Source organism: Hypericibacter terrae (genome assembly GCF_008728855.1).
GTDB classification, from domain to species: domain Bacteria; phylum Pseudomonadota; class Alphaproteobacteria; order Dongiales; family Dongiaceae; genus Hypericibacter; species Hypericibacter terrae.
The window spans coordinates 597029-622922 of the sequence record NZ_CP042906.1 but is presented as its reverse complement, the minus strand read 5'-3'; the positions used below and the strand labels follow the sequence as shown (position 1 = coordinate 622922).

Sequence of the window (25894 nt, the reverse complement as noted above, 5' to 3'; positions counted from 1 at the left end):
TTCCATTAGATTTTCTATAAGAACCCGAAAACCCCGCATAACCATGACGCGACGCCTGCCACCCCTCAACGCCGTGAAGGCCTTCGAAGCAAGCGCCCGCCATGGCGGCTTCAGCCTCGCGGCCCGCGAGCTGGGTGTGACGCCGGGCGCCATCAGCCAGCAGGTCAAGATCCTCGAAGAGTTCTTCTCGAAGCGGCTCTTCGTTCGCCGCAACAACCAGCTGCAGCTGACCGATGCCGGCCTGGCGCTCTATGCCGACAGCGCCGAGGTCATCGACCGTCTCTCGGCCATGACGCAACGGATGCTCGAGGGCAACCTGCCCTCGCGCTTCGTGATCAGCACCCTGCCCTCGGTCGCGGTGCGGTGGCTCAACCGCCGGCTGGAGGGGTTTCTCGCGATGGAGCCGGACATCCGCTGCGAGATCCGGGTCGAGGACGATCCGGTGGATTTCACCCGGCACCATATCGATCTGCGGATCAGCTATGGGCAGCATCTCTATCCGGAGTTGGTCACGATCCCGCTGCTGCGCGACGAGGTCTTGCCGCTCTGCTCGCCAGCGTTCCTGGCGCGCGGCCGTTTCCAGGAAGGCGTGCCCGGCTCGATCCCGGACCAGGATCTGATCCATGTCGATTGGGGCGCCAGCTTCGCCTCCTACCCGACCTGGGCCGAATGGTTCGACGCGACCGGCACCGAACGCGCGCCCCAACTGGGTCTCGGCCATCGGGTGGGCATGTCGAGCCTGGCGATCGATCTCGCGCTGTCGGGCTTCGGCGTGGCCCTGGGGCAGCGGCTGCTGGCGCGCGACGAGCTGGCGGACGGTCGCCTCCTGGCCCCGTTCCCGCAGAGGCTGCCCCTGGGCTATGCCTATTGCGCGGTTCACCCGCATTCGCGCAGCCAGAAGCGAACCGTCCTCTCCTTCATCGAATGGCTCAGGCGCGATCTCTAGGCCTCACGACAGGGCCGGCGGCTGGATTAAAGTAGGCGGGCCTTCATCCCCGGGAGCCGATTTGTGAAGATCACGAGAGTCACGCTTTTTGCCCAGAACCAGCCCTTTCGCGACGGCACCTATACCTGCTCGGGCGGACGCTCTGCCGAGGGATTCGAATCCAGCATCGCCAAGATCGAGACCGACGCGGGCCTGACCGGCTGGGGCGAGATGGCGCCGCTGGGCTCGTTCTACGACCCCTCCTTCCTCGGCGGCGCCAGGGCCGGCATGACGGAGCTGGCGCCGGCCCTGATCGGCATGGATCCGGCGCAGGCCAACCTCGTCAATGAGCGCCTGGATCTGCTGCTGAACGGCCATCCTTATGTGAAGGCCGCGTTCGACATGGCCTGCTGGGACCTGAAGGCGCGGCAGGCCGGCATTCCGCTCGCGGAAGCGCTGGGCGGGCGCTTCGGCGAGCGCATGGCGCTCTACCGCTCGGTGCCGCAGGCGGCCCCCGACGCCATGGCGGCGCGCGCCAAGAAATACATCGCCGAGGGTTATCGCCGGATCCAGGTGAAGGTCGGGCTCGAGGTCAAGGACGACATCGCGCGGACGGAAGCGGTGCTCGATGCCGTGCCGTCGGGCACCGTCATCTTCGCCGATGCCAATGCCGCCTGGCGCCAGCAGCAGGCGATCGAGTTCCTGCGCGCCACCCGCGATCTCGATTACACGCTGGAGCAGCCTTGCGCCTCCTACGAGGCCAATCTCGCGGTGCGCCGCCATTGCGACCGGCCGCTGGTGCTGGACGAGACCATCGACAGCCTGAATGTCCTCATGCGCGCCTGGAGCGACCGGCTGATCGACGGCATCACCATCAAGGTCGCGCGCGTCGGCGGCGTGACCAAGGCCAAGCTCATCCGCGACACGGCCGCAGCACTCGGGCTCGGCGTCACGATCGAGGATACCGGCGGCGCCGAGATCAACACCGCGGCGACGGCGCATCTCATGATGTCGACGCCCGAGGGCGTCCGCCAGCACACCTGCGATTTCTACAATTGGGTCACGACGCGCCACACCCGGCCCGGTTTCGCCGACAAGGTTTTCGACACGCGCGACGGCTCGATGGCGGCGCCGCGCGGCAAGGGCCTGGGGATCGAGGTGGACGAGAAGGTGCTGGGCCAGCCTTTATCGGTTGCGGTCTAGGCCCTGTCTACAAAAGTTGCATTGCCGGAGGCATCCGCGGGTCACGGCGAAATGAAACGAGTTACCACGTCGCCACGCCCCCTGGGATCGATAACGACTATGCATGATGCATAACCGATGGACTATGATTATTCAATCTCCTGGATTCGCTAACGTTGCTCTAAGAAGGAAATCTCGAAAGCTCTCTGGTTCTCGACCCGTAATGGCCGTGAAGTCATTGGAGACCTGACTGTAGCGACCTTCGGCGATCGACGCGCACAAGGTGGAGAAAGCGTGGGGCCAGGGATCGTCGAGACGCGCCGACGCCTCCGTCAGGTAGTTGTCGATGGAACAGGGGCGATAGCGTATCTGCCTCGCGATCGTTTCACCATAAGAGGCGGCGATCTCGTCAAAGCCCAACGCTCGATGTCCCGTAATCATGTAGGGGCTGCGAGATTTGTCGGGTTTGGCCGCGACTGCTGCGACGGCGGCCGCCACGTCGTCACGCGAGATCGGCGCAACTCGACCCTGCTCTGTCGGCAGCACCAGCTCTCCCGACGTCTGGCTCGGCGCAAGCCAATGGTCGAGAATAAAGTCGGAATAGAGGCCACATCTGAGGATGGTCGAAGGCAGTCCGCAGACCGCTAGCCGGCGCTCCGCGTCTCGGTAAACGGGCGAGAAGTAGAATGGCGACAACTCGTCGGTATCGACGATGCTCGTGAAGGTAATATGCCGGATGTTGGTCGCCGTAGCCGCCTCTATGGCATTGGCATGGTGGCGCATGACTGCGCTCGTATCGCCATCGCTCGAGATGAGGACCATATCGTCGATGCCCGCGAGCGCCCTCTTCAGAGCGGAGGCATCCTCGTAGTCCGCAACGCGCAGGGCGATTGCAGATGGCAGGCGCGTGCTTGCGGCCCGGACGTCGCGGACCATGGCGACCACCTCGTGGGCGAGTGACGCCAGGCTGGAGACGACGGCGCGCCCCACATGGCCGGTGGCTCCTGTGACGAGGATCATTGGGCGGCTCCACATTCTTGCTTGACCAACGTATATCTCGGCGATTATACGTTAATCAATAGCCATCAGGTTATAAATCAACATGCCGCACGCTCACGACGTCCTCTTCAAAACGCTCGCCGATCCGACGCGGCGGGCTCTCTTCGAACGGCTGTGCCGCGAAGGAGAGAAGACAGTCGGGGCTCTGACGGCTCGGGCCGGGATTTCGCAACCAGCCGTCTCGAAGCATCTCGGCGTGCTGAAGCAGGCCGGGTTGGTCCGCGACCGTCACGAAGGTCGCCAGACGCACTATAGCGCGCAGCTCGGCGCTTTGGCTCCGCTGATCGACTGGACAAGCCAAATGGCCGGATTCTGGCAAAGCCGATTCGACCATCTCGAAGATTTGCTCAAAAGGATGGACCAATGACCCAAGCCGCGACCGAAACGCTCTCCGTCGTTGTCGACCGTGAGATCCCTTACCCGCCGGAAAAGATCTGGCGCGCGCTCACGCAGCCACACCTGATCGAAGAGTGGCTCATGAAGAACGATTTCAAGCCTGTCGTGGACCACCGTTTCAATCTTCGCGCAGACTGGGGTGCTGTCGATTGTCAGGTCCTGGCCGTGGAGCCGAACAAAATGCTGTCTTACAGCTGGGCGGCCTATGGTCTCGAGAGTGTCGTCACTTGGACTCTCACCCCGACGAGCGGTGGGACCCACCTGCGCATGGAGCAGTCGGGCTTCCGGGCGGATCAGCAGCAGGCCTATCAGGGTGCCAAGGGCGGGTGGCCCCGGTTCTTTGCGGCCCTGCAGCAGATCTTGGCGCGGGTAGATTGACGTCGACGCTGCTCAAAGCCAGGCTGGGCGTCCGCGCGAAATGACCAATACCTCCTGCTCCCTCGCCGAAGCCCGCGCCTTGCTGGCGGACCGGCGTCCGATCGACGAGGCGGCGATCCGGCGCGACCGGTTGGCGCGGCTGCGGCGCAAATTGCGCGAGCATGACGTGGCCGCGGCCCTGATCTTCGATCCGATCAATCTGCGCTACGCCACCGGCAGCCGGAACATGCAGGTCTGGACCATGCATAACTTCGTCCGCTACGCCTTCGTCGCGGCGGACGGACCTTGCCTGCTGTTCGACCTTGCGACCAGCAAGCATCTGGCGGCCGGCCTCGAGACCATCGACGAGATCCGGCCCGCCTGGTCGGCCGATTACGTGATCGTGGCGGAGCGCGCCGACGAGATCGCCGGCAAATGGGCGGACGAGATCGATGCGCTGATGCGCGCCCATGGCGGCGCCAACCGGCGTCTCGCGGTCGACCGCTTCGACGTGCCCACGGCGCTGGCCCTGCAGGCGCGGGGCCTCGCCCTGGTCGACGGCAAGATCATGCTGGAGCGCGCCCGGGCGCAGAAATCGCTCGAGGAGATCCGCGCGATGAAGCGCTCCTTCGAGGCCTGCGATGCGGCGGTCGCCGAGATGCGCGGCGCCATAACACCGGGGACGACGGAGCAGGCCGCCTTCGGCCTGCTGCTCAAGGCCAGCCTCGCGCGCGGCGGCGAATATCCCGAGACGCGGCTCCTGACCGCGGGGCCCCGCACCAACCCCTGGTTCCAGGAGGCCTCGGCCCGGCCGATGCAGAAGGGCGAGATGCTCTCCTTCGATACCGACCTGATCGGGCCGATGGGCTTCTACACCGACATCTCGCGCGCCTGGGTCATCGATGGCGGAAAGCCCAGCGACGCGCAGCGCCGGCTCTATGCGACATCGCGCGCCCAGCTCGATCACAATATCGCGCTGCTCAAGCCCGGCATCCGCTTCCTCGAATTCTCGGCCAAGGCCTATGCGCTGCCCGAGATCTACCTCCCCAACCGCTATGCGGACGTCGCCCATGGCTGCGGCCTCAATGTCGAGTATCCGTTGATCTGGTATCCCGAGGACGAGGAATGGGGCGCCTATGACGGCATGTTCGAGGAGAACATGGTGGTCTGCTGCGAAAGCTATGTCGGCGCCGTCGGCGGTGCCGAGGGCGTCAAGCTGGAGCAGCCGGTCTGGATCACGGCCGACGGGCCACTGCTGCTGTCCGACACTCCGCTGGAAGACGATTACGGCTGAAGTGCCGGCGCAGGCGAGGATTCAGGCCGGCAGCTTCTTCATGTCGGCGCCGAGGCGCACCGAGAGCTGATGGGCGATGGTCTGGATGCTCTTGGCCGCGAGATCGGTGGTGCGGTCATCGACGCGCGTCGCCAGCAGGCTGACGGCGACGCCCGCCACCACCTGGTTCGAGGAATCGCGCACGGCCGTGCCGAAGCAATACATGCCGTCGCGCGTCTGGCCGTCGTCGATCGAGAAGCCGCGGCGCCGGCAGTCGGCGAGCTCCGCCATCAGACCCTCGATATTCTTGACGCTGCGCGAGGTCAGGGGCTGCGGCCAGTGACCGGCCAGGAGCTTGCGCACCTGCGCGTCCGACATGGTACTCAGGATCGCCTTGCCGGTGGCTGTGAAGGGCGCGGGCAGCCGCATGCCGATCCGGAAGGTGATGCCGAGCGACGAAGAACTGTTGCGGCAGGCGATATAGACCACCTCCGAGCCGTCGAGCACGGAGAGCGTGATGGTCTCGTCGGAGAGGACAGTGAGGCTGTCCCAGAGCGAAGAGAACTCGGCGGTCAGATCGGTCTGAGCCAGGAACGCGTTGGCCCAGCGCATGACATGCGGCCCGATCAGGAAGGAGTTGCCGTTGCGCCTGGAGAGCAGCCCCAGATCGACCAGGGTGCCGCAGAGCCCGTGAACCGTGCTCTTGGGCAGGTTCAATTTCCGCGCCAGATCCGAGACCGTCAGAGGCTGGTCCGACGCGACCACGGCATCGAGCACCCGGCTGCCGCGAATGAGGGCGGGAACGCCCTTTTCGCCGACGCCGATGGGCAGTTTGGTGAGCTGCTTCTTCGATCCGAATTCCGGCAAGATATACCCGCGCACTTGAGATTCCCCCGGATCGCCCCTTCCGCCAACGCGGCGTTCTCGGGCGTCCCCTTCACTCAACCCGGCTCTGCCCGCTTATCCCCATTCCCGTCGCCGCATGATCTCCCGACTCCTCAAATGAAACCGCCGATCCCGGCCCCCCGGCCCGGACGGCGCCGTCACTCGTACCAGCCCTCCGACGCCTTCCGCAGCGATTCGAACTGCGGAATGTCGTGACCGAACCAGACCTCGGCGTGATTCGCTTCCGCCATCGAGCGGATCCGCTGGATCGTGCGGGCGGCACCGATGGAATCGTAGCTGATGCCCGCGGGCTTCATCGGCGGCCCGTAATTCTCCGCGGTGTAGCAGGCGTCCGACGCCAGGATCACATTCGCGTGGTCGCGCAGGGACACCATCATCCCCAGCATGCCGAAGGAATGGCCAGCGCCGAGATTGAGCAGCTTCACTCCGTCGACGAGGTTGCGGTCCGGCTCCGCGCGGCCGACCTCGCGCCAATTGAGGTCGAGACGGATCCAGGTCTCGACGTCCCGCAGCGCATAGGGCGTGCTGTGGTCGCGCTTCGCGTAGTGCGTGGCCGCTGCCGCGAACTCGTCCTCATGCACAACGATGTTCGACTTGCGGAAGAACTCGATGCAGCCGGCATGATCGCAATGGAGATGCGACAGCACCACGTGGCGGATCTGGTTCGGCCCGATGCCCATCGCCTCCAGCCGGTGCGGCAGATAGCAGTCGTCCGGCCCGATCACCGGGAACACATCCTGCAGGTTCTGCGGCCAGCGGCCGTTGGGGCCTGCCCAGTCGGGATGGCAGCCGGTGTCGAACAGGACGTTGCCGTCGGGATGCTCGATGTAATAGGCCGAGACCGGGATGTCGATCAGCTTGCCCGGCGGGTTCGGGTTCTTGGCCATCGCCACGGTCGAGTTCGCGACCATGAAGTTCTTGTCGAGGCGCAGCTTGCCCAGGTCGAGCACATGCATCTTGAGCGACCGGGAGCCGACGAAGGGACTCCGTGACGCCTTCGTTTTCGGCACGGCCGCCAAGCCGGCGCTGGAGGCGGGTGCCGGCACCGGCTCCCATTTCGTCTCGGCCTGCGGAGCCGTCGAGGCCGGCCTGACCTCGATCTTCGAGCCCGAGGGCGGCCTTGCGCCACGCACCCCGTCGCCGAACTCGAGGATCTTCATCCGCTCCGGACGATCCCTGGCGGTGCTCTTGCTGCTGCCGCCGTCCTTGCCGAACTCGATGATCTTCATGTCATGGCATCCTGTTCCCGGGGTCCCCGCCTGCCGTCACGCCGCGATCGTCAGTCGCCAGTCCGTTCGCGGATGATCCTCAAGGCTTCCTTGAGGTAGGTCCGGAACAGCGGGTAGTTCTCGCTCATCGGGAAATGGCCGATGTCGGTCATCTCGATATAGACGCCGTTCTTGATCTGGCGCGCCGTGTTCTCGGTCGCGTCGGGCGGCGTCAGATAGTCGTAGGTGCCGGTCATCATGACGACGGGGCAGCGCTTGCCGTCGATGTCGGCCAGCTGCTTCCGCAGGTCGTGATCGACCGAATAGAAATAGAGGTCGCCTTTGAAGGCCTCCGAACCTTGCGTGTAATAGTGCCAGGTCAGCCAGCGATCCATCTCGGGCGACTGCGGCGCCATCAGGTCCCACACGCCGCTGGCGCAAACCTGCGCCGCATTGGCATGAGGATGACGCCACCAGTCGAGGAAGAAGCCCGGTGCGTAGTCGGCGGCCTCGACCGGAATCACCGCCTTGAAGCGGTCGGGGCGGCGCAGCGCGAGCTGCAGCGCGACGTTGCCGCCGAAGGAGGAGCCCATGAAGATCGGGTTCTTGAGCTCGAGCGCGTCGCAGAACTTCACGATGAAGTTCACATAATGGTCGGCCGTGAGCTTGTACTCCGACTTCCACCACTCGCTGTTGAGCGGGGGATCGGACTTGCCGTGGCGGGCGAGGTCATAGGCGATCACGTTGTAGTTCTTGGTGATCTCCTCGTCCTCGAGCAGCCCGCGCCACTGATGGTTATGGCAGCCCGCGGTGTGCTGGCAGACCAGCGGCTGGCCCTGGCCATTATGGAGATAGAAGACCTTGTATTCCAGGCCGTCGACTTCGATCGTGACGTAGCGGCCGGTGACTGGCGAGTGTTTTGCCATGGGGGCGATCCTCGAGCGTTAGGTTTGGCGTGTTCGTTCGGTTTCCGCGGGCCGCGTCCTAGACCGGGACGCCGCTCTTCCGCAGCAATTCGAACTGCACGGTGAAATTCCGCAGGTTCTGCATCAGCACCAGCAGATTGCCCTCGAGCTTGAGATCCTCGCGGAAGCTCGCGGACCAGATGCCGTGAAACATCGGCTTGGGCATCGGCTGGCCGAATTCCCGCCAGGTCTGGGCGCTGGCCCGCAGCGCGAAGTCGTAGGCATCAAGCGGCTGCGGGTTGGTGTTGATGTTCTTCACCTTGCCGTCATGCATCTCGATGATGACCTTGCGGTCCGTCATGTCGTACATGAAGGTGCAGGTGTAGTATTTTCCCATTGCCGCAATGGTCTGATCATTGTCGGTCAGACTCTTGAACTTGCTCGCCCAGCCTTTGACATCGATAGCCATGGTTGCCTCTTCTTCCTCTTGCCCCGGGGAGCTCCCCGATCAGGGCGAAACGCCTGCGTTGAGCCGACTAAACTTCAAGATGCGATCGCGGCCCGCGCCAACCGGTGCAGCGGGCCGATCCGAACTTTCCTTCAGGGTGACGATGTGAGTTCCAAGCCTTCCAAAGACGAGACCCGCGCGGCCTATCGCCATTTCCTCGCCATCCCGACGCGATGGATGGACAACGATGTCTATGGCCACGTCAACAACGTCGTCTATTACAGCTATTTCGACACGGTCGTGAACAAATGGCTGATCGACGGCGGGCAGCTCGACTACCTGCGCAGCGAGACCATCGGCCTGGTGGTCGAGACCTCCTGCAGCTATTTCCGCCCGATCGCCTTTCCCGATACGATCGCGGCGGGCCTGCGGGTCGCGCATCTGGGGCGCAGCAGCGTGCGCTATGAGGTCGGGCTGTTCCGCAACGACGAGCCTGCCGCGGCCGCCGCCGGCCATTTCGTCCATGTCTATGTCGACCGCGCCAGCAACCGCCCGGTCGCGATCGGCGAGGCGATGCGAAGCGCGCTGCAGGAACTGATGGTGAAATGATCGCATCGCGGTCTTGAGCCTCACCAAGCCTGCTGATAGATGGCGAGCGCGTCGGCTTCGGTCACGGCGCGCGGATTGTTGACCAGCAGGCGCGTCTGCTTCATCGCGTCCCGCGCCAGCATGGGGACGGCGTCCTTGGGGATGCCGACATCGCGCAGGCGCTGCTCCAGCCCGCAGCGCACCGAGAGCCCGGCGAGCTTCTCGGCGAAGGCCGAGGCCCGCCCTTGCGTGCCGACCTCCGCCAGCTCCGGGAACGCATAGGGCGCGATCTCGGCATAGGCCGCACTCGCCGTCTCGGCGTTGAAGCGCAGCACATGGGGCAGCATCAGGGCGTTGGAGAGCCCGTGCGGCACATGGAAATGGCCGCCGATCGGATAGGCCAGCGCATGGACCGCCGCCACCGGCGAATTGGCGAAGGCCTGGCCCGCCAGCATGGCGCCCAGCAGCATGTCGCCGCGCGCGGCGCGATCCTTGCCATTCTTGACCGCACGCTCCAATGCCGCCCCCATCAGCCGCAGCGCTTCCCGCGCCAGGGCGCGCGAGACCGGATTGTTGCTGGGGCTGGCCGAGGCGAAGGCCTCGATCGCATGGACCATCGCGTCGATGCCGGTCGCCGCGGTCACATGCGGCGGCAGGCCCAGCGTCAGCTCCGGATCGAGCAGCGCCACGTCGGGAAGGATCAGGGGCGTGACCACGCCCTTCTTCTCGCTGGCGCCGGTGGTGACGATCGAGATCGGCGTGACCTCGGAGCCGGTGCCGGCCGTGGTGGGTGCCAGCAGCAGCGGCAGGCGCGGCCCCTTCGCATTGCCGATGCCATAGATGTCGGCGAGCTTCTCCCGGCCCGGCGCCAGCAGGGCCGCGAGCTTGGCGCTGTCCATGGAGGAGCCGCCGCCCAAGCCGATCACCGCGTCCGCCTCGAATTCCTGCGCCGCCGAAACGCAGGTCATGATCACCGCCTCGGGCGGATCGGCCTCGACCTTGGAATAGACCGACACGGCGACGCCCGCGGCCTCGAGCGATTTCAGGGCCGGGTCGATCAATCCAACCTTGATGAGACCGGGATCGGTGACCAGCAGCACGCGCTTGCCGAGTTGGGCCGCCGCGATCTCGCCGATGCGGGCGATGGCGCCGTCGCCGAAGACGATCCGGGGCGCGGTATTGAAATTGAATGCGGTCATCGTCTGCCTCCTTTATCCGCCCTGCCCATCACGCCCGTCCGAAGATCCAATGCGCGAGGGTGAGCACCGCCAAGCCGATCACGAGCCCCCAGAACCAGTTGCGCCAATCCGACGCCAGCGCCTGTCGCGACAAGGCCGGCGGATTGTAATTGATATGGGTATCGACGCTGCCGAGCGGTGCCGTGGACATGCCCATTTTGTAGGCCAGGAACCAGATCACCAGCACGCCCAGCGCCCACCACAGAATCTGCCAGGCCCAGATCGAGGGCAGGCCCAGCACCCAGGCGGCGACCCCGCCATTCGGCGCGCCGAAGAAATCATTGCCCCAGACGGCGCCCGGACCGACCGCGAAGAAGATCCAGGCGAGCGCGATCGCCCAGGCCGCGGGCCGCAGCAGGCGCCGCTCGGGCGAGAGCCCCGCCTTCTCGGCGAGATAGTCATGATACTTGCCGCGATGCGCCCGCTCGGCGCCGCCTTGCGTCATGGCCGAGACGATGAGGCAGGCCAGCAGATTGAAGAACATGCCCCAGCCGGCCGAATGGATGGTCCAGGGCCAGCGGCCCCAGGGCAGATGGAGCCCGACGAAGGCGCTGAGCGACTGGCCGAAGGGCTCGGTGAAGACCACGGCCACCAGCCCCAACGCCAGCCCCAGCACCACGCCCTGGCGCGTCAGCCAGGGGAACCAGCAGACGGCGGCCAGCGCCGGCCAGAGCTGGAAGCCGAAGGAAAGCGCCAGCGCGCCGAGTTCGCTTTCGGTCGCCGGCAGGTAGGAGGCGGTGAGGAGGGCTGCCAGCAGCACCAGCCCGATGCTGATCCGGCCATAGAGCTTGAGCTCGCGATCGCCGGCCTCCGGATTGAGATAACGCTTATAGACATCGCGCGCGAGGATCGTGCCGGCGGTCGAGGCATAGAAGGCGATCATCGCCTGGATCGCGGCGAGCGCGCAGACTGCGAGCAGGCCGGTGAACCAGGGATCGCTCTTGCCGATCGCGCGGATGAAGAAGGCGACCAGATTGCCCGGGTCCTGGCTCGCGATCGGCGGCAACCAATCGGCGACGGCGAGACCGGCTGCCGTCACCGCCGGCGAGGCGCCGAGGAAGAGCGCACCCATGCCGATCAGGACCGAGAAGAAGACGAGGATCAGCCCGATCACCGCGGCCGAGGCCCAGACCTGCTGCGCGGCGAAGCCCTTGGCGCTGCGGCTGGCGAAGGCCCAGAGGGTGAAGGCCGGCGCCGCCTGGATCCCCATCAGCGCGAAGCTGTAGCTGAGGATCATGGAGGCGGTCCAGGTGCCGCCGACCGGCGCCTCGATACCGAGCCCGCGGGTGAACTGGATCACGCCCGGGATCTCGAAATAGCTGTTGTAGCCGGCGGCCGTGCTGCCGAAGGGCGCGATCGCGCCGGCGCCCAGCTTGGCGAGCGCGTCGTTGAAGGTCGCGAAGCCGCCGAGCCTGCCATAGGCGACCAGACCGATCGCGGCGAGACCGGCCACCATCAGCAGCCCCTGCAAGGTCCCGACATAGGCGACCGCGCGTAAGCCCCCGACGCAGACATAGAGGAACAGCACCGCGGTCAGGACCCACATCGCCACATGGCGATCGACCTCGCCGTCGGAGAGGATCTGGAGCAGATAACCCGAGGCGGTCAGTTGCATGGCGAGGAACGGGATTGAGAACACCAGCGCGATCAGCACGACCAGCCGGCGCATGCCCTCGCTGCCGAAATAGTCGGCGAACATGTCGCCCGGCGTGACATAGCCGAAGCGCTTGCCCAGGAGCCATTGGCGCTTGAGGAACATGACGCCGGTCAGCGGGATGGTGATGGCGCAGAGCGAGAGCTGCGCGAACTGGAATCCGTCCTGGAGGATGAAGCTCGGATGGCCGAGGAAGACCCACCCCGAAAAGGAGGTCGCGGTCGCCGCCAGCACGAAGATCCAGGGCGAGATGCCGCGGTCGGCCAGGAAATAGTCGTTGGCGGTCGTGCCGATCAGGCGCGCGCTGGCCGCACCCCAATAGACGCAATAGGCCCAATAGGCCCCGACGAAGGCGAGCAGCCACACGACTCCTTCAGACAAGGGAATGGCCCTCCCCGTCTGTCGCGACCAGCCCCCGAGGGGCGGCGCGTCCGGCCGGAATCCTGGGTGCCCGCAATGACATCAATGGCGACCCATCTGGTGGAACATCGAGAAGGAGCCCTTCAGCCCGTATTTCGTCACGAGATAGGCGATGAAGGCGATGATGATGGCGGCAAAGCCCGAGAGGCCGATCACGATGTCGGTGGTGCCGAAGGTCGGATCGAAGATCCAGCTCGCGACGAATCCTAAAACCGCGATGCCGAAGGCGATGAAGCCCAGCGCCACCTCGCCGGCCGTGAAGCCGCCGCCATAGAAGCGGTTGATGATCACCTGCGAGACGAAGCCCACGAGAATGAGCGCGAAGCCGACGAGGCCGACGACGACCGCACCGCTGCCGATGCCCGACTGGATCAGGCCCAGCCCGAACGCGCCGAACAGGCCCCAATTCGCGATGACGGCGAGCCGTCTCTCTGTCTGCCTGATGGTGATCATGATCGACCTCGTGAGCGTGAAACCGGCGGAAGGCGTCGATGGCTATCGGCGGAAGCCGATCTCCTCGCCTTCGCGACCGCCTCAGCCCTTGTCACTCGGCTTCGGATCCTTCGGCGCCGGCGCCTTCAGCAGATTGCCGAGATTGCCGACCGACCCGGCCGAGATCCCGATCTGCTGCAGCAGGTCGTCGACGAAGGGCGCCTGGGCCCGGTAGCGCAGTGCGGCATTGACCGCGCTGTCGGCGAGGCTGCGGCCCTTGGGCCCGCCGCCATCGCCGCCGCCCGAGCCCTGATCCCCGCCACCGCCGCCGGCACCGTCGAGCGCGCCGGTGCTGCTGAGGCCCGGCAGGCCATCGACCTGCAGGATGCGAATCGATTCGATCCGCTCGATCGGCTTGACGCTCTCGCGGATGATCTCCGGCAGATTCTCGACCAGGCGGCGATGCAGCGCGCTGCGCCGGCTGGCGTCGGAGCGCAGGTTTTCAGCCTCGTTGAGCGCGCGCTGGCCCTCGGCATCGACCTCATAGCGGTACTTGGCGGCATCGGCAGAGGCATTGTCGGCCGAGGCGCGCTCCACGGCGGCCTTTTTCTCGGCCTCGGCCATGGTGACGATCTTGATCGCCTCGCGTTCCGCCTCCTGCTCCGCCCCGATGAGCTCGATCAGCTTGCGGCGATCCGCAATCTGCTTTTCGCGCATCGTGGTCACATTTTCCTGGGCTTCGACCATCAGCGAGCGAGCCTGCTCCGCCGCGGCCTGTGCCTCGGACTGGGACTTCGATTTGGTGGCGACGGCGATGACGCGCTCCTGCTCCTCGATCTCGAGGGTCCGGCGGCGCTGCACCTCGAGCCGCTCGGTCTCGCGCTCGCGTTCGATGCGCTCGGCCTCGAGCACGCGCTCCTGGCGGATGCGGGCGCGCTCGATCTCCTCGGAGGCCCGGATCTGGGCTTCCTCGATTTCGCGGTCGCGCTCGGTCTTCTCGATCGCGATCTCGGCGCGCTGCTGGGCCCGGCGCATCGCGATCTCGCGCTCCTGCTCCATGCGCGAATATTCGCTCTCCTTGTCGATATCCAGCGCCAGCTTCTCGGATTCCAGGTTCTTGTTGCGGACCGCGATCGCCGTGTCCTGCTCGATGTCGTTGCGCTTTTTCTTGCGGGTCTGGATCTCCTCGGTCAGGCGGGTCAAGCCCTCGGCGTCGAACTGGTTCGAGGGATTGAAGAGCTTGATGTCGGTCTGGTCGAGGCTGGTGAGCGACGCGGTCTCGAGCTCGAGACCGTTCTGGGTCAAGGAGCCCGCCACCTGGTCGCGTACGCCCTTGATGTATTTGCCGCGATGCTCATGCATCTCCTCCATGGTCATGGTGGCGGCGACCATGCCCATCGCATCCACGAAGCGGCCCTGGACCAGGTCCTTGAGGCTCTCCGGGTTCATGGTGCGCCGGCCGAGCGTGCGGGCTGCGGTCGCGACCGCGTCCGGCTGCGGAATGACGCGGACGAAGAACTCGACCGTGACCTCGACGCGCATGCGGTCCTTGGTGATGAGCGACTGCTCCTTGGCGCGCCGCACCTCGAGGCGCAGCGTGTTCATGCTGACCTCGGTCACGTCATGGACGATCGGCAGCACCAGGGCGCCGCCGCCCATCACGACCTTCTCGCCGCCGAAGCCTGTGCGGACGAAGGAGATGTCCTTGGTCGATCGCCGGTAGAGCCAGTGCAGCAGGTAGACGGCAACCGCAATGACGATCGTCGCCAAGATGATGATGGCAATGATGTTTGCGCCGTTCATGTCTCATCCCTCCATAGCATTATCGAGACGGGCGCCCGAAATCGGGCATCGTCTCGTACCGGAGCAGGCGCATCGGACCCAGGACCTGGCCGCTGCCGGTTTGTTGTTTCGCATCTCTGGACAAATGGGGGCGAACCTCATTCATCGGGTCGAAGCCGATTCCTTCATCGCCGCAAAGAGAATGATCAAGCCGAACAGGATCTGATTCACGAAGTCGGCGAGGTTGTAGACGATGCTCAAGGTGCCTTCGTCGACGCCGCCGGCGAAGCTGGCGATGAAATAGCAGAGCGGATAGATCGCCCAGCCGACGGTCACGACCAGCCGCAGCCAGAAGAAGCCGGTCTGCACCGTCTCGGTGGCGCTCTTGGAATTGATCTCGCCGAGCTTGCCGAAATAGATCTCGCCCAGGATGTAGAGCCAGCCGACGATGCCGATGAGGAATCCCAGCGTCGGATGCATGAAGTCGACCTCGCCCATATAGCGGGCGAGGATCATGACGACGGAGACGACCAGGAGGCGCCAGAACAGGCCGACCGGCGGCCGCGCCACGGCGCCGATGAAGAAATAGAGCGTCAGCACCTGGATCGGGACGGTGATCAGCCAGTCGATATAGCGATAGATGACCGGCATCTGGCCGGCGGCCAGCCACACCTCGCGCGCCTGCCAGTAATAGGCCGTGGCGAGCAGGGCCACGACGCCGGCGAGCGCCACCGGGAGCTTCCATTTCTTCGCGACCCACCCGGTCCCGAGAAACAGCAACACCGCCGTCGCGAACATGCCGGCCAGGGTCAGGGAAAATGTCCCGCCGGTGATGTCGGTCGACTGGAGCAGTTTAAGTTCCATCAGACGCCTCCCAAGGCAACGCGCTTCTTGCCGTTGAATTGATCACGCTAGACCTGCGTCCGGATATGCGGCGAGCGCGCATAGAGCGCGACCATCGGCAGGATCAGCAGGCCGAAAATGAATTGCTGCCATTGATAATCGAGACCGATGCCGACCAGGAACGAGGTCAGCACCTGGAGCACCAGCACGCCGATCACGGTGAAGCCGTAGCCGCCGGCCCCGCCCAGAAGCGAGGTGCCGCCGATGACGACCGCGGCCAGGGTCATGAACAGATAGGGCTGGCCGACGCCGATGAAGCCGCCGCCGCTCCAGCCCAGCAGCAGGCAGCCGGTCAAGGCCGAGACCGCGCCGCTGACGGCATAGGCTCCGACCCAGTAGCGCCGCTCCGAGATCGAGAGCCGCGAGGCCGAGGTCCGGTTCCCGCCCAGCGCATAGAGATAGCGGCCATAGACCGTGTTCTTCATGCCGACGATCAGCAACACGGCCACGACCAGCCAGATCAGGATCACCGGCGGAAAGTCGAGCCCGAAGGTCCGGCCGTTCATGGCGGCCAGGTTGGTGAGCCATTCCGGCACCGCACCGAACACATTGCCGGCGAAGCGCGAGCCGAGGCTGGTGATGATCTGGGTGATGCCGGAGGTGGCAAAACCGACGCCGAGCGTCAGAATCAGCGCCTGCCCCTGGAGCCTGAAACTGAGGAATCCGTTGAGCAACCCGATGGCGATGCCGATCACGACGATGATGACGACGGCGAGCCAGGGCGGAACGCCGAGCCCGATCAGATAGAGCAACGCGACATTGGCCGAGCCGATGATGAAGGGGATCGAGAGATCGAGGCCGCCGAGGAGCGCCACCATGGTCTGGCCGACGCAGGCGAGCCCCAGGAAGGAGGCGAAGAGCAGCATCGACTTGATGTTGGCGGGGTAGATGAAGCCCTCGACCTTGAGCGACCCGACGACGAAGAGGCCCACCAGCACGGTCAGGCCGATGAAGGCGCTGCGGTTCTCCACCACGAACTTGCTCATGAAGGCGGAGAAGATCAGCAGCCCGACCAGCACCAGCAGCGAGATGATGTTGAGGACCGAGAAGAAGCCCGTGATCGTGATCGAGCAGATGCCGAACACGAGGAGGAGCAGAATCAACCCGGCGATGACCGGCCGGTTCTTGCGGATGAAGACGCGCCGCGCGGCTTTCGCCGAGGACTGCGCCGGATTGCCCTCGGCATCCACGCCCTCGACGACGACCGCGGCCTTGGCGCCGTCGCCCCAGCGCGAGGTGAAGGCGCGCCAGGCCCAGGCCACCAGCGCGAAGGTCGCGGCGGTGTAGAGGATCACCTGCTGCGCCGGCAGGCCCTGATAGAAGCCGAAGATGAGGCCGATGCCGGCGACGATGAAGGCGACCGCGAGCCCGGTCCATTTCAGCGCTGTCTGGGTCGATGATGTCATCGCTCGCTCTCCCGACCGCTCAGGGCGCGCTCTGGGTCGTGGAGATGCCAAGCCCGCTCACCGTCTCGGGATTGGCGACCACATAGACGCCCAGCAGAATGAAGGCGGCGACCACGACATAGACCAGCGGCGACAGGCTCCGCGCGGTCTTGGCCTGCGCCACCATGGTCCGCAGGATGATCAGCACCGACAGCAGCAGGAGCCCCGCCACCGCCAGGGGGCCGGCCAGATTGGCGCCGCCGGCAATCGCCGCCGCCTCGCCGGTCTGTTCGAAGATGAATCCCGGTGCCGGTGAGCTCGGTGGCGGCGTAGCGGGAGTTGTCGCCGCGGCCGCCGTCGTGTCGGCCGCGGTGGCCGCGGTCGTCGCCACGGCCGGCGCCGGTGCCGAGTAGTCGTAGGTCGCGTGGATGATGACGCCCAGCGCCACCAGCGAGAGGATCACGAAGAAGAGCAACGGCGAGACGCTGCGGACCACGCCGCGCATATGCGGCAGGACCACCGTCAGCAGCAGCGACAGCACCAGGATCGTGCCATAGGCGAGATCGGTCACGAAGCTCTGCACCGCGCCGAAATTGAAGGTCGCGAGCACATAGGTGATCAGATAGATGTTCACGGCCCCCAGCAGCGAGCCCATGACGCCGCCGCGCCCGCCCGCGAGGCTGGCGCCGCCGAGAACCAGCGCCGTCACCGCGATCAGCGTGTAGGTCGTGCCCTGGGTCGGATCGCCCGAGCTGATGAGCGAGGTGTAGGTCAGGGCCGCCAGGCCGGCGAAAAGGCCGCTGATGCAGTGAGCGCCCAGCCGCACCAGGTTGATGCGCACGCCGCTGGTGAAGGCCGCGCGCTCGTCCGAGCCCATCAATCTCAGATGGCCGTAGAAGGCGGTGCGGGTGAAGAGCAGCCAGGCGACCGTGGCCAGGATCAGGATCGCCGTCACCGGCGAGATGATCGAAATGCCGAGCCCCCAGGGCATCATCCAGTCCGGCGCCGTTCCGCCCGGACGCTCCAGGATCACCAGATTGATGCCCGAGAGAGCCAGATAGCCGCTGAGCGACACGATGATCGGCTGCACCCGCACGAAGACGATGATGAGGCCCATGAAGAGCTGATAGGCGACGCCCACGCCCAGCGCATAGAGGAAGAAGGCCACCGGCGAGGAGATGATGTCCTGGCCGAAGAGCTGGACCAGGGTCACGTTGATGAATCCCAGCAGCGGCCCGATCGCCAGATCGACCGTGCCGCGGCCCGCGATGGTCGTCGCCATCAGCGCATAGGTCGCGAGGATCAGCGGCGTCGCCACGATCACGGCGCTGCCGAGGCCGTTGGCCGTGACCAGGCTCTCGCTGCGCAGGACCGCCACGATCAGCAGCGCGAAGAAGAGGACGATGGGGACCAGCAGATAGGTACTGGCCGCCGCCGATGACGACCTTACCGGGGTGGCAGCCATGGCCACCTCCCCGCCGTCATGGAGCGCCCGTCATCGGCGCGCGATGTCCAGGGCTGTCCGGTTGAGGTTTCTTCGATCTCACGCCGCCGCTCTATCTCGTCCCCTCCCCCAGCTTCTGGGGGAGGGTTCGGGAGGGGGCTGCTCGGTATCGGCCCCTTCGCACCCCGACGAGATCCTGGACCGAGCCATCCCCCTCCCTGCCCTCCCCCAGAAGTTGGGGGAGGGGAAGAAAGCGGACCACCGAGATTCTTCTCGAGTGCCGTCAACCGGACAGCCGTCAGCGATGCCGGGAGACGCGCACTCATCTTGTGCCCGACCCCTCGGAGCCGGCGTCCCGCTCCCGGTGATTGCGCCGGCTCATCCAGGGCGGCAGCCCGGCGCTGCCGGGAATGAGCCCGGCGACCTTGGCCTGGGCCGCCTTGGGCTCGCCCGGTGCCGCATCGATGCGCCGCTGCGAGCCGCGCGGCTGGCCGAACATCGCCTCGAGGATGTTGGCGGGCTCGATCGCATTGCCGGCGAACTCGTCGAAGATGCTGCCGTTGCGGAACACGACGACGCGGGTGGCGAAGCCGACGAATTCCTCGATCTCGCTCGAGAGATAGATCACCGACTTGCCGCGCTCGGCGAAGGCGGTCAGATGCTTGTAGAGCTCGGCCTTGGCACCGACATCGACGCCGCGCGCCGGGTCGTTGAGCACCAGGATGTCGGGATTGAGGGCGAAGGCGCGCCCGATCAGGACCTTCTGCTGGTTGCCGCCGCTGAGCGAGGTGATCTTGTTGGTCCGCTCGCCCATGCGCACCGAGAGCCGCTCGGCCTCCCAGTCGAAGACAGCGGTCAGGCTGCTCCAGTCGATCACCGCGAGCTTGCCCGCGCGCGCGGTGCGGCGATAGAGCGGCATCAGCAGATTCTCGAAGATGCTCATATTCGCGAAGATGCCTTCGCGCTTGCGGTCGCCCGACACGTAGGAGACGCCATGCTGCGCCGCCTCGGCCAGACCCCTGATCTCCGCGAATCCGTTGCTGGCGGTGCGGACCATCGGCAGGCCTTCGGCCGCGCGGCGCACGCCCGCCAGCACCGTCACGAAGTCGCTCTGGCCCTGCCCGTCCAATCCGGCGATGCCCAGCACCTCGCCCTTATGCAGCGCGAAGTCGATCGGCTGGCTCTCCGGCCAGACCTTTAGCTTGGAAGTCTTCATGACGACGTCGTGGCGCAGCACTTCCTGCGCCACCGCGGTTGGGATATGCGGCGATTCGCTGCGGCCGGTCATGAGGCCCAGCAGGTTCTTCTCGGTGATCTCGCCCTTGCTGAGCACGCCGACATCGCGCCCGTCGCGCAACACGGTCGCGCGGTCGCTGATGCGGATCAGCTCGGCGATCCGGTGCGTCACGATCAGGACCGCCGAGCCCTGGTCGCGCAACTCGCGCATCTTGGCGAAGAGCCGCTCGGTCGAATCGAGATCGAGCGCGGCCGAGGATTCGTCGAGGATCAGGACCTTGGGCTTCCACAGCAGGGCCCGGCCGATGGTGATCCATTGCTTGATGCTGAGCGGGAGCGTGCCGGCCGGCGCCTCGACATCGAGGTCGATGGCGGTCAGCTCCCGCATCATGATGGCGGCGTCGCGGATCTTGGCCTTCATCGGCAGGGTCTTCGACCAGAGCCGGTCGGCGCCGAGATAGAGATTGTCCACGACCGAGCATTCGTCGGCGACGAGGACTTCCTGGAAGACGGTGGCGATGCCGGCCGCCCGCGCCTCGTGCGGCGAGGTCGGCGTATGGCCGATGACCGAGACCTGGCCGGAATCGACCGGGAGCACCCCCGACATCACCTTGGCGAGCGTGCTCTTGCCGCAGCCATTGCCGCCAACGATCGCGTGGATCTCGCCCAGCGACGCGCGGAAGCTGCAGCCATCGAGCGCCCGGGTGACCCCGAAGGATTTGCGGACGTCGGTGACGGTGATGTCGCCGGTGACAGAGACCGGCGGTGCCGCCGAGGATTCCTCGGCGGCACCGCTCGGTTGATGACCCGACGCGTAGTGAGCCGTTGAAGACATCTGATGATCGGTCTCGCCGCAGTTCTATGTTGCGGATAGCGTCAAAAGACGCCCTCGAGCGATGTCTTACGGCTTGTACTTCTCGGGATCGGCCGGGCGCAGGAAGAACTGATCCAGATAGGTCGTCCCGCCCCATTTATCGATCCCGACATTCTGCCACTTGTCGGAATTCTCGTCGCAATTCTCGTCGAGACGAGCCTTCACGTCGTCATAGGTGAACTTCACCGAATTCACCAGGACCGACTGGATCTTCGGGCCCTGGCCCTGAAGCGTCCGCATCATGATGTTCCAGATCAGCTCGATATCGTCTCCGGGAGGCCAAAGCTGGTAGGACTCCTTGAGATAGTCCGGATTCTTGCGCCAATAGCAGAGCGCGCCGGATTCGCCGCCGATGGTGATCGGCACCATCTTGCGGCCCGACTGCTGCAGAGCGCGCAGCACGCCAAGCTCGGCCGCCGACTGGACGACGATGCCGTCCAACTGGCCCGGATGCGTGGCAAGCCACTTCTGCACTTCGGCCTGGCCGATCTGGTCGGTCCACATGCCGGCCACATCGCCCACGATCTTGACGCCCGGTGCGGCCGCCAGACCCGCCTTCATGCCGCGGTCCTGCGAATCCGATCCGGAGGTGCCGGGAATGCCTTCGACCACCAGGACATTGCCCGTGCCGCCGAGTTGATCGGTCAGGGCCTTGCCCACCTGGTAACCGCCCAGCTGGTAGTTGTTCGAGGAATTCACGGCGTAGGGCGAGGTCAGATATCCGGTGAAGGAGAAGACCGGCACGCCCTTGTCATAGGCATATTTGACCGACTGGTTGAGCGCGGTCGGGTTGGAGCAGCAGACGATGATCGCATCCACACCCTGATCGACGAGCTGGCGGATCTGCTGGATCTGCACCGCGTCCTTCAGGTTCGATTGGGTGATGATCACGTCCTTGAGCAGCCCCAGCGCCTTCCATTTGGGGATGATCTCGTTCTGGAGACGATCCATCGCCATGGCGCGCCAGGTATTGCCGGCATAGGAGCTGGCATAACCGATCGTCCAGGGCGGCGAACGCTTCGCCTTCCAGTCGCGATAGGCACTCGGCCCGATGGGCTGCTGCGGGTCCAGCATGTCCTTGTTGTAGAGGCTCTGCTGGATGTCCTGCGGCAGTTCGTCCAGGCCCTCGGCCATCGCTGCGCCGGACAGGAACAAAGGTGTCAAAGCCAGCAAATAGCTCAGTCTTCGGAAAAGCTTCATCTTGTCCTACCTCCCTAGTTTCTCTCAATAGTGGCCGCTTTTTCGCAGCTTCTTTCAGCGTGGCGGCTGGTCTTCAACCAGCCCGTCGGGCGCTCCCGTTCATTCTATTGAACAGCTATCGGGGGATTGAACTTTTACACCCAGCCAATGACCCGTCAAGGCTATTCAAGGTGATACAGTTCATGTTGCGGTTGCGCAATGATCCATGCTGCAGTTGCACAGTGGATCATCTCGCAATTGCGAAACCAAACGCGCGGTCAGCCGGGCGATCGAGGTGCGGCCGGAGGCCATCGCATCCCGTCCCTCTGCCATCGGCATGCGTCCGACAATGTTAAAGCAAACGCCAGCCCCCTGCCTAGCGATGCTTCGCAAGCGCGCTCGCGGACGGTCGCTACAGTCCTTGCCCGCGAACCGCCGGCTTCGGCGGCAGCTATGTTATAGATATTCAATTTTTGATTGTGGAAATGCGGGCGCGCGTCGCCCGGTTTTGCAATGAGGCGATGCCAGTCGGGCGAGAGCCGGGATATTGATGGGGCCGCCAACATCCGGCCGGAAAAAACGGGGATAAAGCGCAATATAAAGAGGGCCTCTCCAGCCTCTCCTTGCAAAGCGACCGGGCGCCCCCTATGTTTCTCCGATCGACATTTGGCCGGACTATCGGGCCGTTTCGCCTTGGCTGACCGCTGGGCGCAGGTTCAGATCTTCTCCAAACATCGACGATCCGGGTTGAATGTCGCGCTTGCCGCGCGTCTTTGGCCCAAATGCACCAACGTCAGTCATAAAAGGACAATCCTATGAAGACCGGTACTGTGAAGTTCTACAACACGCAAAAAGGTTTTGGTTTCATTCAGCCGGATGATGGCGGCAAGGACGTGTTCGTCCATGCCACGGCTCTGGAGCGCGCGGGCATGCGCACGCTGAATGAAGGCCAGAAGGTGTCGTTCGACACCCAGGAAGACCGTCGCACCGGCAAGATCGCCGTCGGCACGATCCAGGCCGTCTAAGCCAATCAGACTAGCGGGACCGCAAGGTCCTGGAAGCCGCCCCCAAAAGGGGCGGCTTTTCTGCTTTTTGCGGGGTTGTCCCGCAAGCGCCATGAGACGGCAAACGATATCGAGGCATAGTCGAGGACGATGAGCGGTTACAAAGACCTAGGATTCAACGAGCGGCTGAGCAGCGCCGCCAGCGCGAAGCGCGCCCTGCTGGAAAAGCACAAGGCGCAGCCCCGGCCTGACGACCCCAGCGTCGTCGAGCAGCGCGCGGCACGCCAGGCGCTGGTCGCGGCCCGCGAGGCCCGCAACGCCGAGCGCAAGGCGGCGAAGGAAATCGAGGCGAAGCGGCTGGCCGAAGAGAAGGCCCTCCGGGAAGCCACCGAGAAGAAAGAGCAGGCCGAGCGCGCGATCGCCGAAGAGGCCGCGCGGGTCGAGCTCCTGGCCCAGCAGAAGATCGCCCGCGACGCCCGCTACGCGGCGCGGAAGGCACGCCAGCGCTAGGCGATCGGGCCGGCGCCCCTGGCGCCGGATCGTCGACGACCCCGCAAGGAACCCTCCTTCCGGCTTAACGGAGGACAGGATGTTCAAGGCCTGGTTCGACCTGACGATGAGAACGACGCTGCTGGCCTTCGAAGCGCAGCGGGTGATCGGGTTGCGCGTGATGAAGATGGCCGCGGGCGGGCCCGCTGCCGGGCGCGAAGCCGAGCGCATGGTGGCCGAGAAGGGCGAGGCCATGGCCGAAGCGGCCACGATCCTCGCGACCGGCGGCTCGCCCGAGGCCGTGGTTCGCCACTACCGGACCCGCGTTCGCGCCAATGAGCGCCGGCTGTCCAAAACCAAGCGCCGCCGCAAGACCAAGACGTGAAAGACGGAGCGATGTTCGGGGCCGGCCTCTCGTCCGAAGCCGCGATGTTGCTGTGCCAGAGCTGTGGCGCCTGCTGCGCCTATTCGGCCGAATGGCCCCGCTTCTCGCTCGAGAGCGAGGCGGCGCTGGCGCTCATCCCGCCGGCCCTGGTCGACGACAGCCGCGGGCGCATGCGCTGCGAGGGCGATCGCTGCTCGGCGCTGAAAGGCGAGGTCGGGAAATCGACCGGCTGCTCGATCTACGCGGTTCGCCCCGAGGTCTGCCGCGCCTGCCAGCCCGGCGACCCGGAATGCCTCATCGCCCGGCAGCATTACGGCCTGCCGGTCTGAGCGCCGCGGGCGCCGTCATTTTCTGCTGCGCGGCGCCGCCCAGGGCGCCGTGCCCGTCGCGAACCGCTTCGCCAGGAAATCCAGCAGCACCTCGACCCGCGCCGGGCGGATGAAGCTCGGCGGCGTCACCAGATGAAGGGCGATGGACGGCACCGTCCAATCCGGCATCGCCGCCTCCAGCGCACCCGACTGCAGTTCGCGCCAGACCAGGAACTCCGGCTGCAGCGCCAGCCCCAGCCCCGCCAGCAGCGACGGCGTCAGCACATCGGCATTGTTCGCCCGCAACGGGCTTTCGATGCGCACGGCATATTCGCCCTGCTGCTTGTGGAAGAACCGCCAGGCGTCCTGCGAGCGGCCATAGGTGTAGAACAGCCCGCGATGGGCGGCGAGATCCTTGGGATGCTTCGGCCGCCCATGCTCGCGGAAATAGGAAGGCGCAGCGACCAGCAGGATGCGCACCTCGCAGAGCCGCCGCGCGATCAGCGAGGAATCGACCAGGGTCGCGATGCGCAGGGCGAGATCGAAATTCTCGCTCACCAGGTCAGTCTGTTGATCGCTCAGATTGAGCTCGATCGAGACTTCCGGATAAGCGGCAAAGAAATCGGGGAGCGCCGTCGCCAGATGGGCGATACCGAAGGACATCGGGGCCGCCATGCGGACCCGGCCGCGCGGCGTTGCCGATTGCGCCCGCAGCTCGGATTCGACCGCCTCGCCCTCGGAGAGGATCCGCTCGGCCCGCTCGAGCGCGGCGCGGCCGCTCTCGGTCAGCGACAGGCGGCGCGAGGTGCGGTGAAACAAGGGCGTCGCCAGATTGCTCTCGAGCCGGGTCACCGCCTTCGAGACGGTCGCTTTGGACAAGCCCAGCTCCTCGGCCGCGCGCGAGAATGACCCCAGATAGGCCACGCGCGCGAAGATCGCCCAGGCTTCGAAGTCAGGGAGCTTTGGCATAAAAAATGAAACAATCTGTTTCTATATTTTCTATTTTCGTATAGCCCGCCGGTCGCCATTCTTCAAGCCATGGAAACGCGACCCAGGCCCTCAGGAGCCGGTCGCCCGAAGAAACGGACGGACAGACATCATGATCGAACGCAGAACCTTCAAATCGCTGGGCGGCGCCAACCATGGCTGGCTCGACGCCAAGCATCACTTCTCCTTCGCCGACTATTACGACCCGGCGCGCATGGGCTGGGGCGCCTTGCGGGTGTGGAACGACGACACCATCGCGCCCAACACGGGCTTTCCCGCCCACCCGCATGCCGACATGGAGATCGTCACCTATGTCCGCGAGGGCGCCATCACGCACCAGGACAATCAGGGCAACAAGGGCCGCACGGAAGCGGGCGACGTCCAGGTGATGAGCGCCGGGTCAGGCATCCGCCACTCGGAATACAATCTCGAACCGGACCAGACACGGATCTTCCAGATCTGGATCGTTCCCAACCGTCGCGGCGGCGCGCCGTCCTGGGGCGCCAAGCCCTTTCCCAAGGGCGATCGCTCCGGCCGCTTCGTGACCCTCGCCAGCGGATTCGAGGATGACACCGACGCGCTGCCGATCCGCACCGACGCACGCGTGCTGGGCGCGACGCTCAAGGCCGGCGAGACGGCGGAATATACGCTGGGCAAGAACCGGCACGGCTATCTGGTGCCGGCCAAGGGCACGGTCGAGGTCAATGGCGTCCGGCTCGAAGCCCGCGACGGCGCCGCCATCCAGGACGAATCGGTCGTTCGGGTGACCGCCGTCGAGGATGCCGAGTTGGTCTTCGTCGACGCCGCCTGACCTGAACGACCGCTGCCGCCGGGGCTCGCAAGCGCCGCGGCGGCGGTCGCGGCTCTCGGGAAGCCGGCGGCGCCCGCGCGGCGAGAAGGTTTCAGCCCAAAGACAGTCCTCGCGCT

26 protein-coding genes are annotated in these 25894 nt (G+C 65.4%); 11 read left to right on the top strand and 15 right to left on the bottom strand.

What is annotated here, in order from left to right:
* The first annotated feature begins 43 nt into the window (after window positions 1-43).
* Together FRZ44_RS02910 and FRZ44_RS02905 are read left to right on the top strand one after the other, a co-directional pair.
* Entirely contained in the window at window positions 44-946 is a 903-nt protein-coding gene (locus FRZ44_RS02910) for a LysR substrate-binding domain-containing protein (RefSeq protein WP_151175758.1), read from the top strand.
* Window positions 947-1009: 63 nt separating this feature from the next.
* On the top strand, window positions 1010-2128 hold the full coding sequence (locus FRZ44_RS02905) for a mandelate racemase/muconate lactonizing enzyme family protein (protein WP_151175757.1): 1119 nt from the start codon (window positions 1010-1012) through the stop codon (window positions 2126-2128).
* A 132-nt stretch (window positions 2129-2260) separates the two neighbouring features.
* Here FRZ44_RS02905 and FRZ44_RS02900 read toward each other — a convergent pair whose 3' ends face one another.
* The gene (locus tag FRZ44_RS02900; protein ID WP_191908385.1) at window positions 2261-3127 is read right to left on the bottom strand and encodes an NAD(P)H-binding protein; all 867 of its coding nucleotides are present in this window, start codon (window positions 3125-3127) and stop codon (window positions 2261-2263) included.
* 82 nt (window positions 3128-3209) lie between these two features.
* Here FRZ44_RS02900 and FRZ44_RS02895 point away from each other — a divergent pair, with 82 nt between their 5' ends.
* From FRZ44_RS02895 to FRZ44_RS02885, 3 genes are read left to right on the top strand one after another with little or no spacing between them, the layout of a single operon-like run.
* On the top strand, window positions 3210-3533 hold the full coding sequence (locus FRZ44_RS02895) for an ArsR/SmtB family transcription factor (protein WP_151175755.1): 324 nt from the start codon (window positions 3210-3212) through the stop codon (window positions 3531-3533).
* Window positions 3530-3940: an SRPBCC family protein gene (locus tag FRZ44_RS02890; RefSeq protein ID WP_151175754.1), complete on the top strand. Its 411-nt coding sequence runs from the start codon at window positions 3530-3532 to the stop codon at window positions 3938-3940. Before FRZ44_RS02895 ends, FRZ44_RS02890 begins: the two co-directional genes overlap by 4 nt.
* Window positions 3941-3980: 40 nt before the next feature.
* On the top strand, window positions 3981-5213 hold the full coding sequence (locus FRZ44_RS02885) for a M24 family metallopeptidase (protein WP_151175753.1): 1233 nt from the start codon (window positions 3981-3983) through the stop codon (window positions 5211-5213).
* A gap of 21 nt (window positions 5214-5234) precedes the next feature.
* Here the strand turns inward: FRZ44_RS02885 and FRZ44_RS02880 are convergent, their stop codons facing one another.
* The 4 genes from FRZ44_RS02880 to FRZ44_RS02865 form a co-directional block, all read right to left on the bottom strand.
* Window positions 5235-6074, bottom strand: a complete 840-nt coding sequence (locus tag FRZ44_RS02880) for an IclR family transcriptional regulator (protein ID WP_225308526.1) — start codon at window positions 6072-6074, stop codon at window positions 5235-5237.
* Between the two features lie 161 nt (window positions 6075-6235).
* The gene (locus FRZ44_RS02875; protein WP_225308525.1) at window positions 6236-7327 is read right to left on the bottom strand and encodes an N-acyl homoserine lactonase family protein; all 1092 of its coding nucleotides are present in this window, start codon (window positions 7325-7327) and stop codon (window positions 6236-6238) included.
* A 50-nt stretch (window positions 7328-7377) separates the two neighbouring features.
* Window positions 7378-8232 carry an alpha/beta fold hydrolase gene (locus tag FRZ44_RS02870; protein ID WP_151175752.1) on the bottom strand — a complete coding sequence of 285 codons (855 nt, stop codon included), beginning with the start codon at window positions 8230-8232 and terminating at the stop codon, window positions 7378-7380.
* Between the two features lie 58 nt (window positions 8233-8290).
* A complete protein-coding gene (locus FRZ44_RS02865; protein WP_151175751.1) occupies window positions 8291-8680 on the bottom strand; it encodes a hypothetical protein in 390 nt (129 codons plus the stop codon).
* Between the two features lie 144 nt (window positions 8681-8824).
* Between FRZ44_RS02865 and FRZ44_RS02860 the strand changes: the two genes are divergently transcribed.
* Window positions 8825-9268, top strand: coding sequence for an acyl-CoA thioesterase (locus FRZ44_RS02860; RefSeq protein WP_191908384.1), 444 nt, complete (start codon window positions 8825-8827; stop codon window positions 9266-9268).
* A 20-nt stretch (window positions 9269-9288) separates the two neighbouring features.
* Here FRZ44_RS02860 and FRZ44_RS02855 read toward each other — a convergent pair whose 3' ends face one another.
* From FRZ44_RS02855 to FRZ44_RS02815, 9 genes are all read right to left on the bottom strand, one after another.
* Entirely contained in the window at window positions 9289-10446 is a 1158-nt protein-coding gene (locus FRZ44_RS02855) for an iron-containing alcohol dehydrogenase (RefSeq protein ID WP_151175750.1), read from the bottom strand.
* Window positions 10447-10474: 28 nt separating this feature from the next.
* On the bottom strand, window positions 10475-12520 hold the full coding sequence (locus tag FRZ44_RS02850) for a sodium:solute symporter family protein (protein WP_151175749.1): 2046 nt from the start codon (window positions 12518-12520) through the stop codon (window positions 10475-10477).
* Between the two features lie 81 nt (window positions 12521-12601).
* Entirely contained in the window at window positions 12602-13012 is a 411-nt protein-coding gene (locus FRZ44_RS02845; protein ID WP_151175748.1) for a hypothetical protein, read from the bottom strand.
* A gap of 81 nt (window positions 13013-13093) precedes the next feature.
* The gene (locus FRZ44_RS02840) at window positions 13094-14794 is read right to left on the bottom strand and encodes a flotillin family protein (RefSeq protein WP_151175747.1); all 1701 of its coding nucleotides are present in this window, start codon (window positions 14792-14794) and stop codon (window positions 13094-13096) included.
* A gap of 141 nt (window positions 14795-14935) precedes the next feature.
* Complete coding sequence (locus FRZ44_RS02835) at window positions 14936-15637, bottom strand: bacteriorhodopsin (RefSeq protein WP_151175746.1); 702 nt, start codon at window positions 15635-15637, stop codon at window positions 14936-14938.
* Between the two features lie 47 nt (window positions 15638-15684).
* Window positions 15685-17082 carry an ABC transporter permease gene (locus tag FRZ44_RS02830; protein WP_151175745.1) on the bottom strand — a complete coding sequence of 466 codons (1398 nt, stop codon included), beginning with the start codon at window positions 17080-17082 and terminating at the stop codon, window positions 15685-15687.
* A 19-nt stretch (window positions 17083-17101) separates the two neighbouring features.
* A complete protein-coding gene (locus FRZ44_RS02825; protein ID WP_191908383.1) occupies window positions 17102-18526 on the bottom strand; it encodes an ABC transporter permease in 1425 nt (474 codons plus the stop codon).
* 301 nt (window positions 18527-18827) lie between these two features.
* Window positions 18828-20576 carry a sugar ABC transporter ATP-binding protein gene (locus FRZ44_RS02820; RefSeq protein WP_151175744.1) on the bottom strand — a complete coding sequence of 583 codons (1749 nt, stop codon included), beginning with the start codon at window positions 20574-20576 and terminating at the stop codon, window positions 18828-18830.
* A gap of 66 nt (window positions 20577-20642) precedes the next feature.
* Window positions 20643-21815, bottom strand: coding sequence for an ABC transporter substrate-binding protein (locus FRZ44_RS02815; RefSeq protein ID WP_151175743.1), 1173 nt, complete (start codon window positions 21813-21815; stop codon window positions 20643-20645).
* 794 nt (window positions 21816-22609) lie between these two features.
* Here FRZ44_RS02815 and FRZ44_RS02810 point away from each other — a divergent pair.
* From FRZ44_RS02810 to FRZ44_RS02795, 4 genes are all read left to right on the top strand, one after another.
* A complete protein-coding gene (locus FRZ44_RS02810; protein ID WP_151175742.1) occupies window positions 22610-22819 on the top strand; it encodes a cold-shock protein in 210 nt (69 codons plus the stop codon).
* A 129-nt stretch (window positions 22820-22948) separates the two neighbouring features.
* Entirely contained in the window at window positions 22949-23308 is a 360-nt protein-coding gene (locus FRZ44_RS02805; protein WP_151175741.1) for a DUF6481 family protein, read from the top strand.
* A gap of 79 nt (window positions 23309-23387) precedes the next feature.
* Window positions 23388-23672 (top strand): hypothetical protein, encoded by a 285-nt coding sequence (locus FRZ44_RS02800; RefSeq protein ID WP_151175740.1) that lies wholly within the window; start codon window positions 23388-23390, stop codon window positions 23670-23672.
* Window positions 23669-24001, top strand: a complete 333-nt coding sequence (locus FRZ44_RS02795; RefSeq protein WP_225308524.1) for a YkgJ family cysteine cluster protein — start codon at window positions 23669-23671, stop codon at window positions 23999-24001. The genes FRZ44_RS02800 and FRZ44_RS02795 overlap by 4 nt, the downstream gene beginning before the upstream one ends.
* A gap of 15 nt (window positions 24002-24016) precedes the next feature.
* On the opposite strand, the gene FRZ44_RS02790 is transcribed toward FRZ44_RS02795, so the two are convergent.
* Window positions 24017-24949: a LysR family transcriptional regulator gene (locus FRZ44_RS02790; protein WP_151175739.1), complete on the bottom strand. Its 933-nt coding sequence runs from the start codon at window positions 24947-24949 to the stop codon at window positions 24017-24019.
* A 130-nt stretch (window positions 24950-25079) separates the two neighbouring features.
* On the opposite strand from FRZ44_RS02790, the gene FRZ44_RS02785 reads away from it, so the two are divergent.
* On the top strand, window positions 25080-25778 hold the full coding sequence (locus tag FRZ44_RS02785; protein ID WP_151175738.1) for a pirin family protein: 699 nt from the start codon (window positions 25080-25082) through the stop codon (window positions 25776-25778).
* The last annotated feature ends 116 nt before the right edge of the window (window positions 25779-25894 follow it).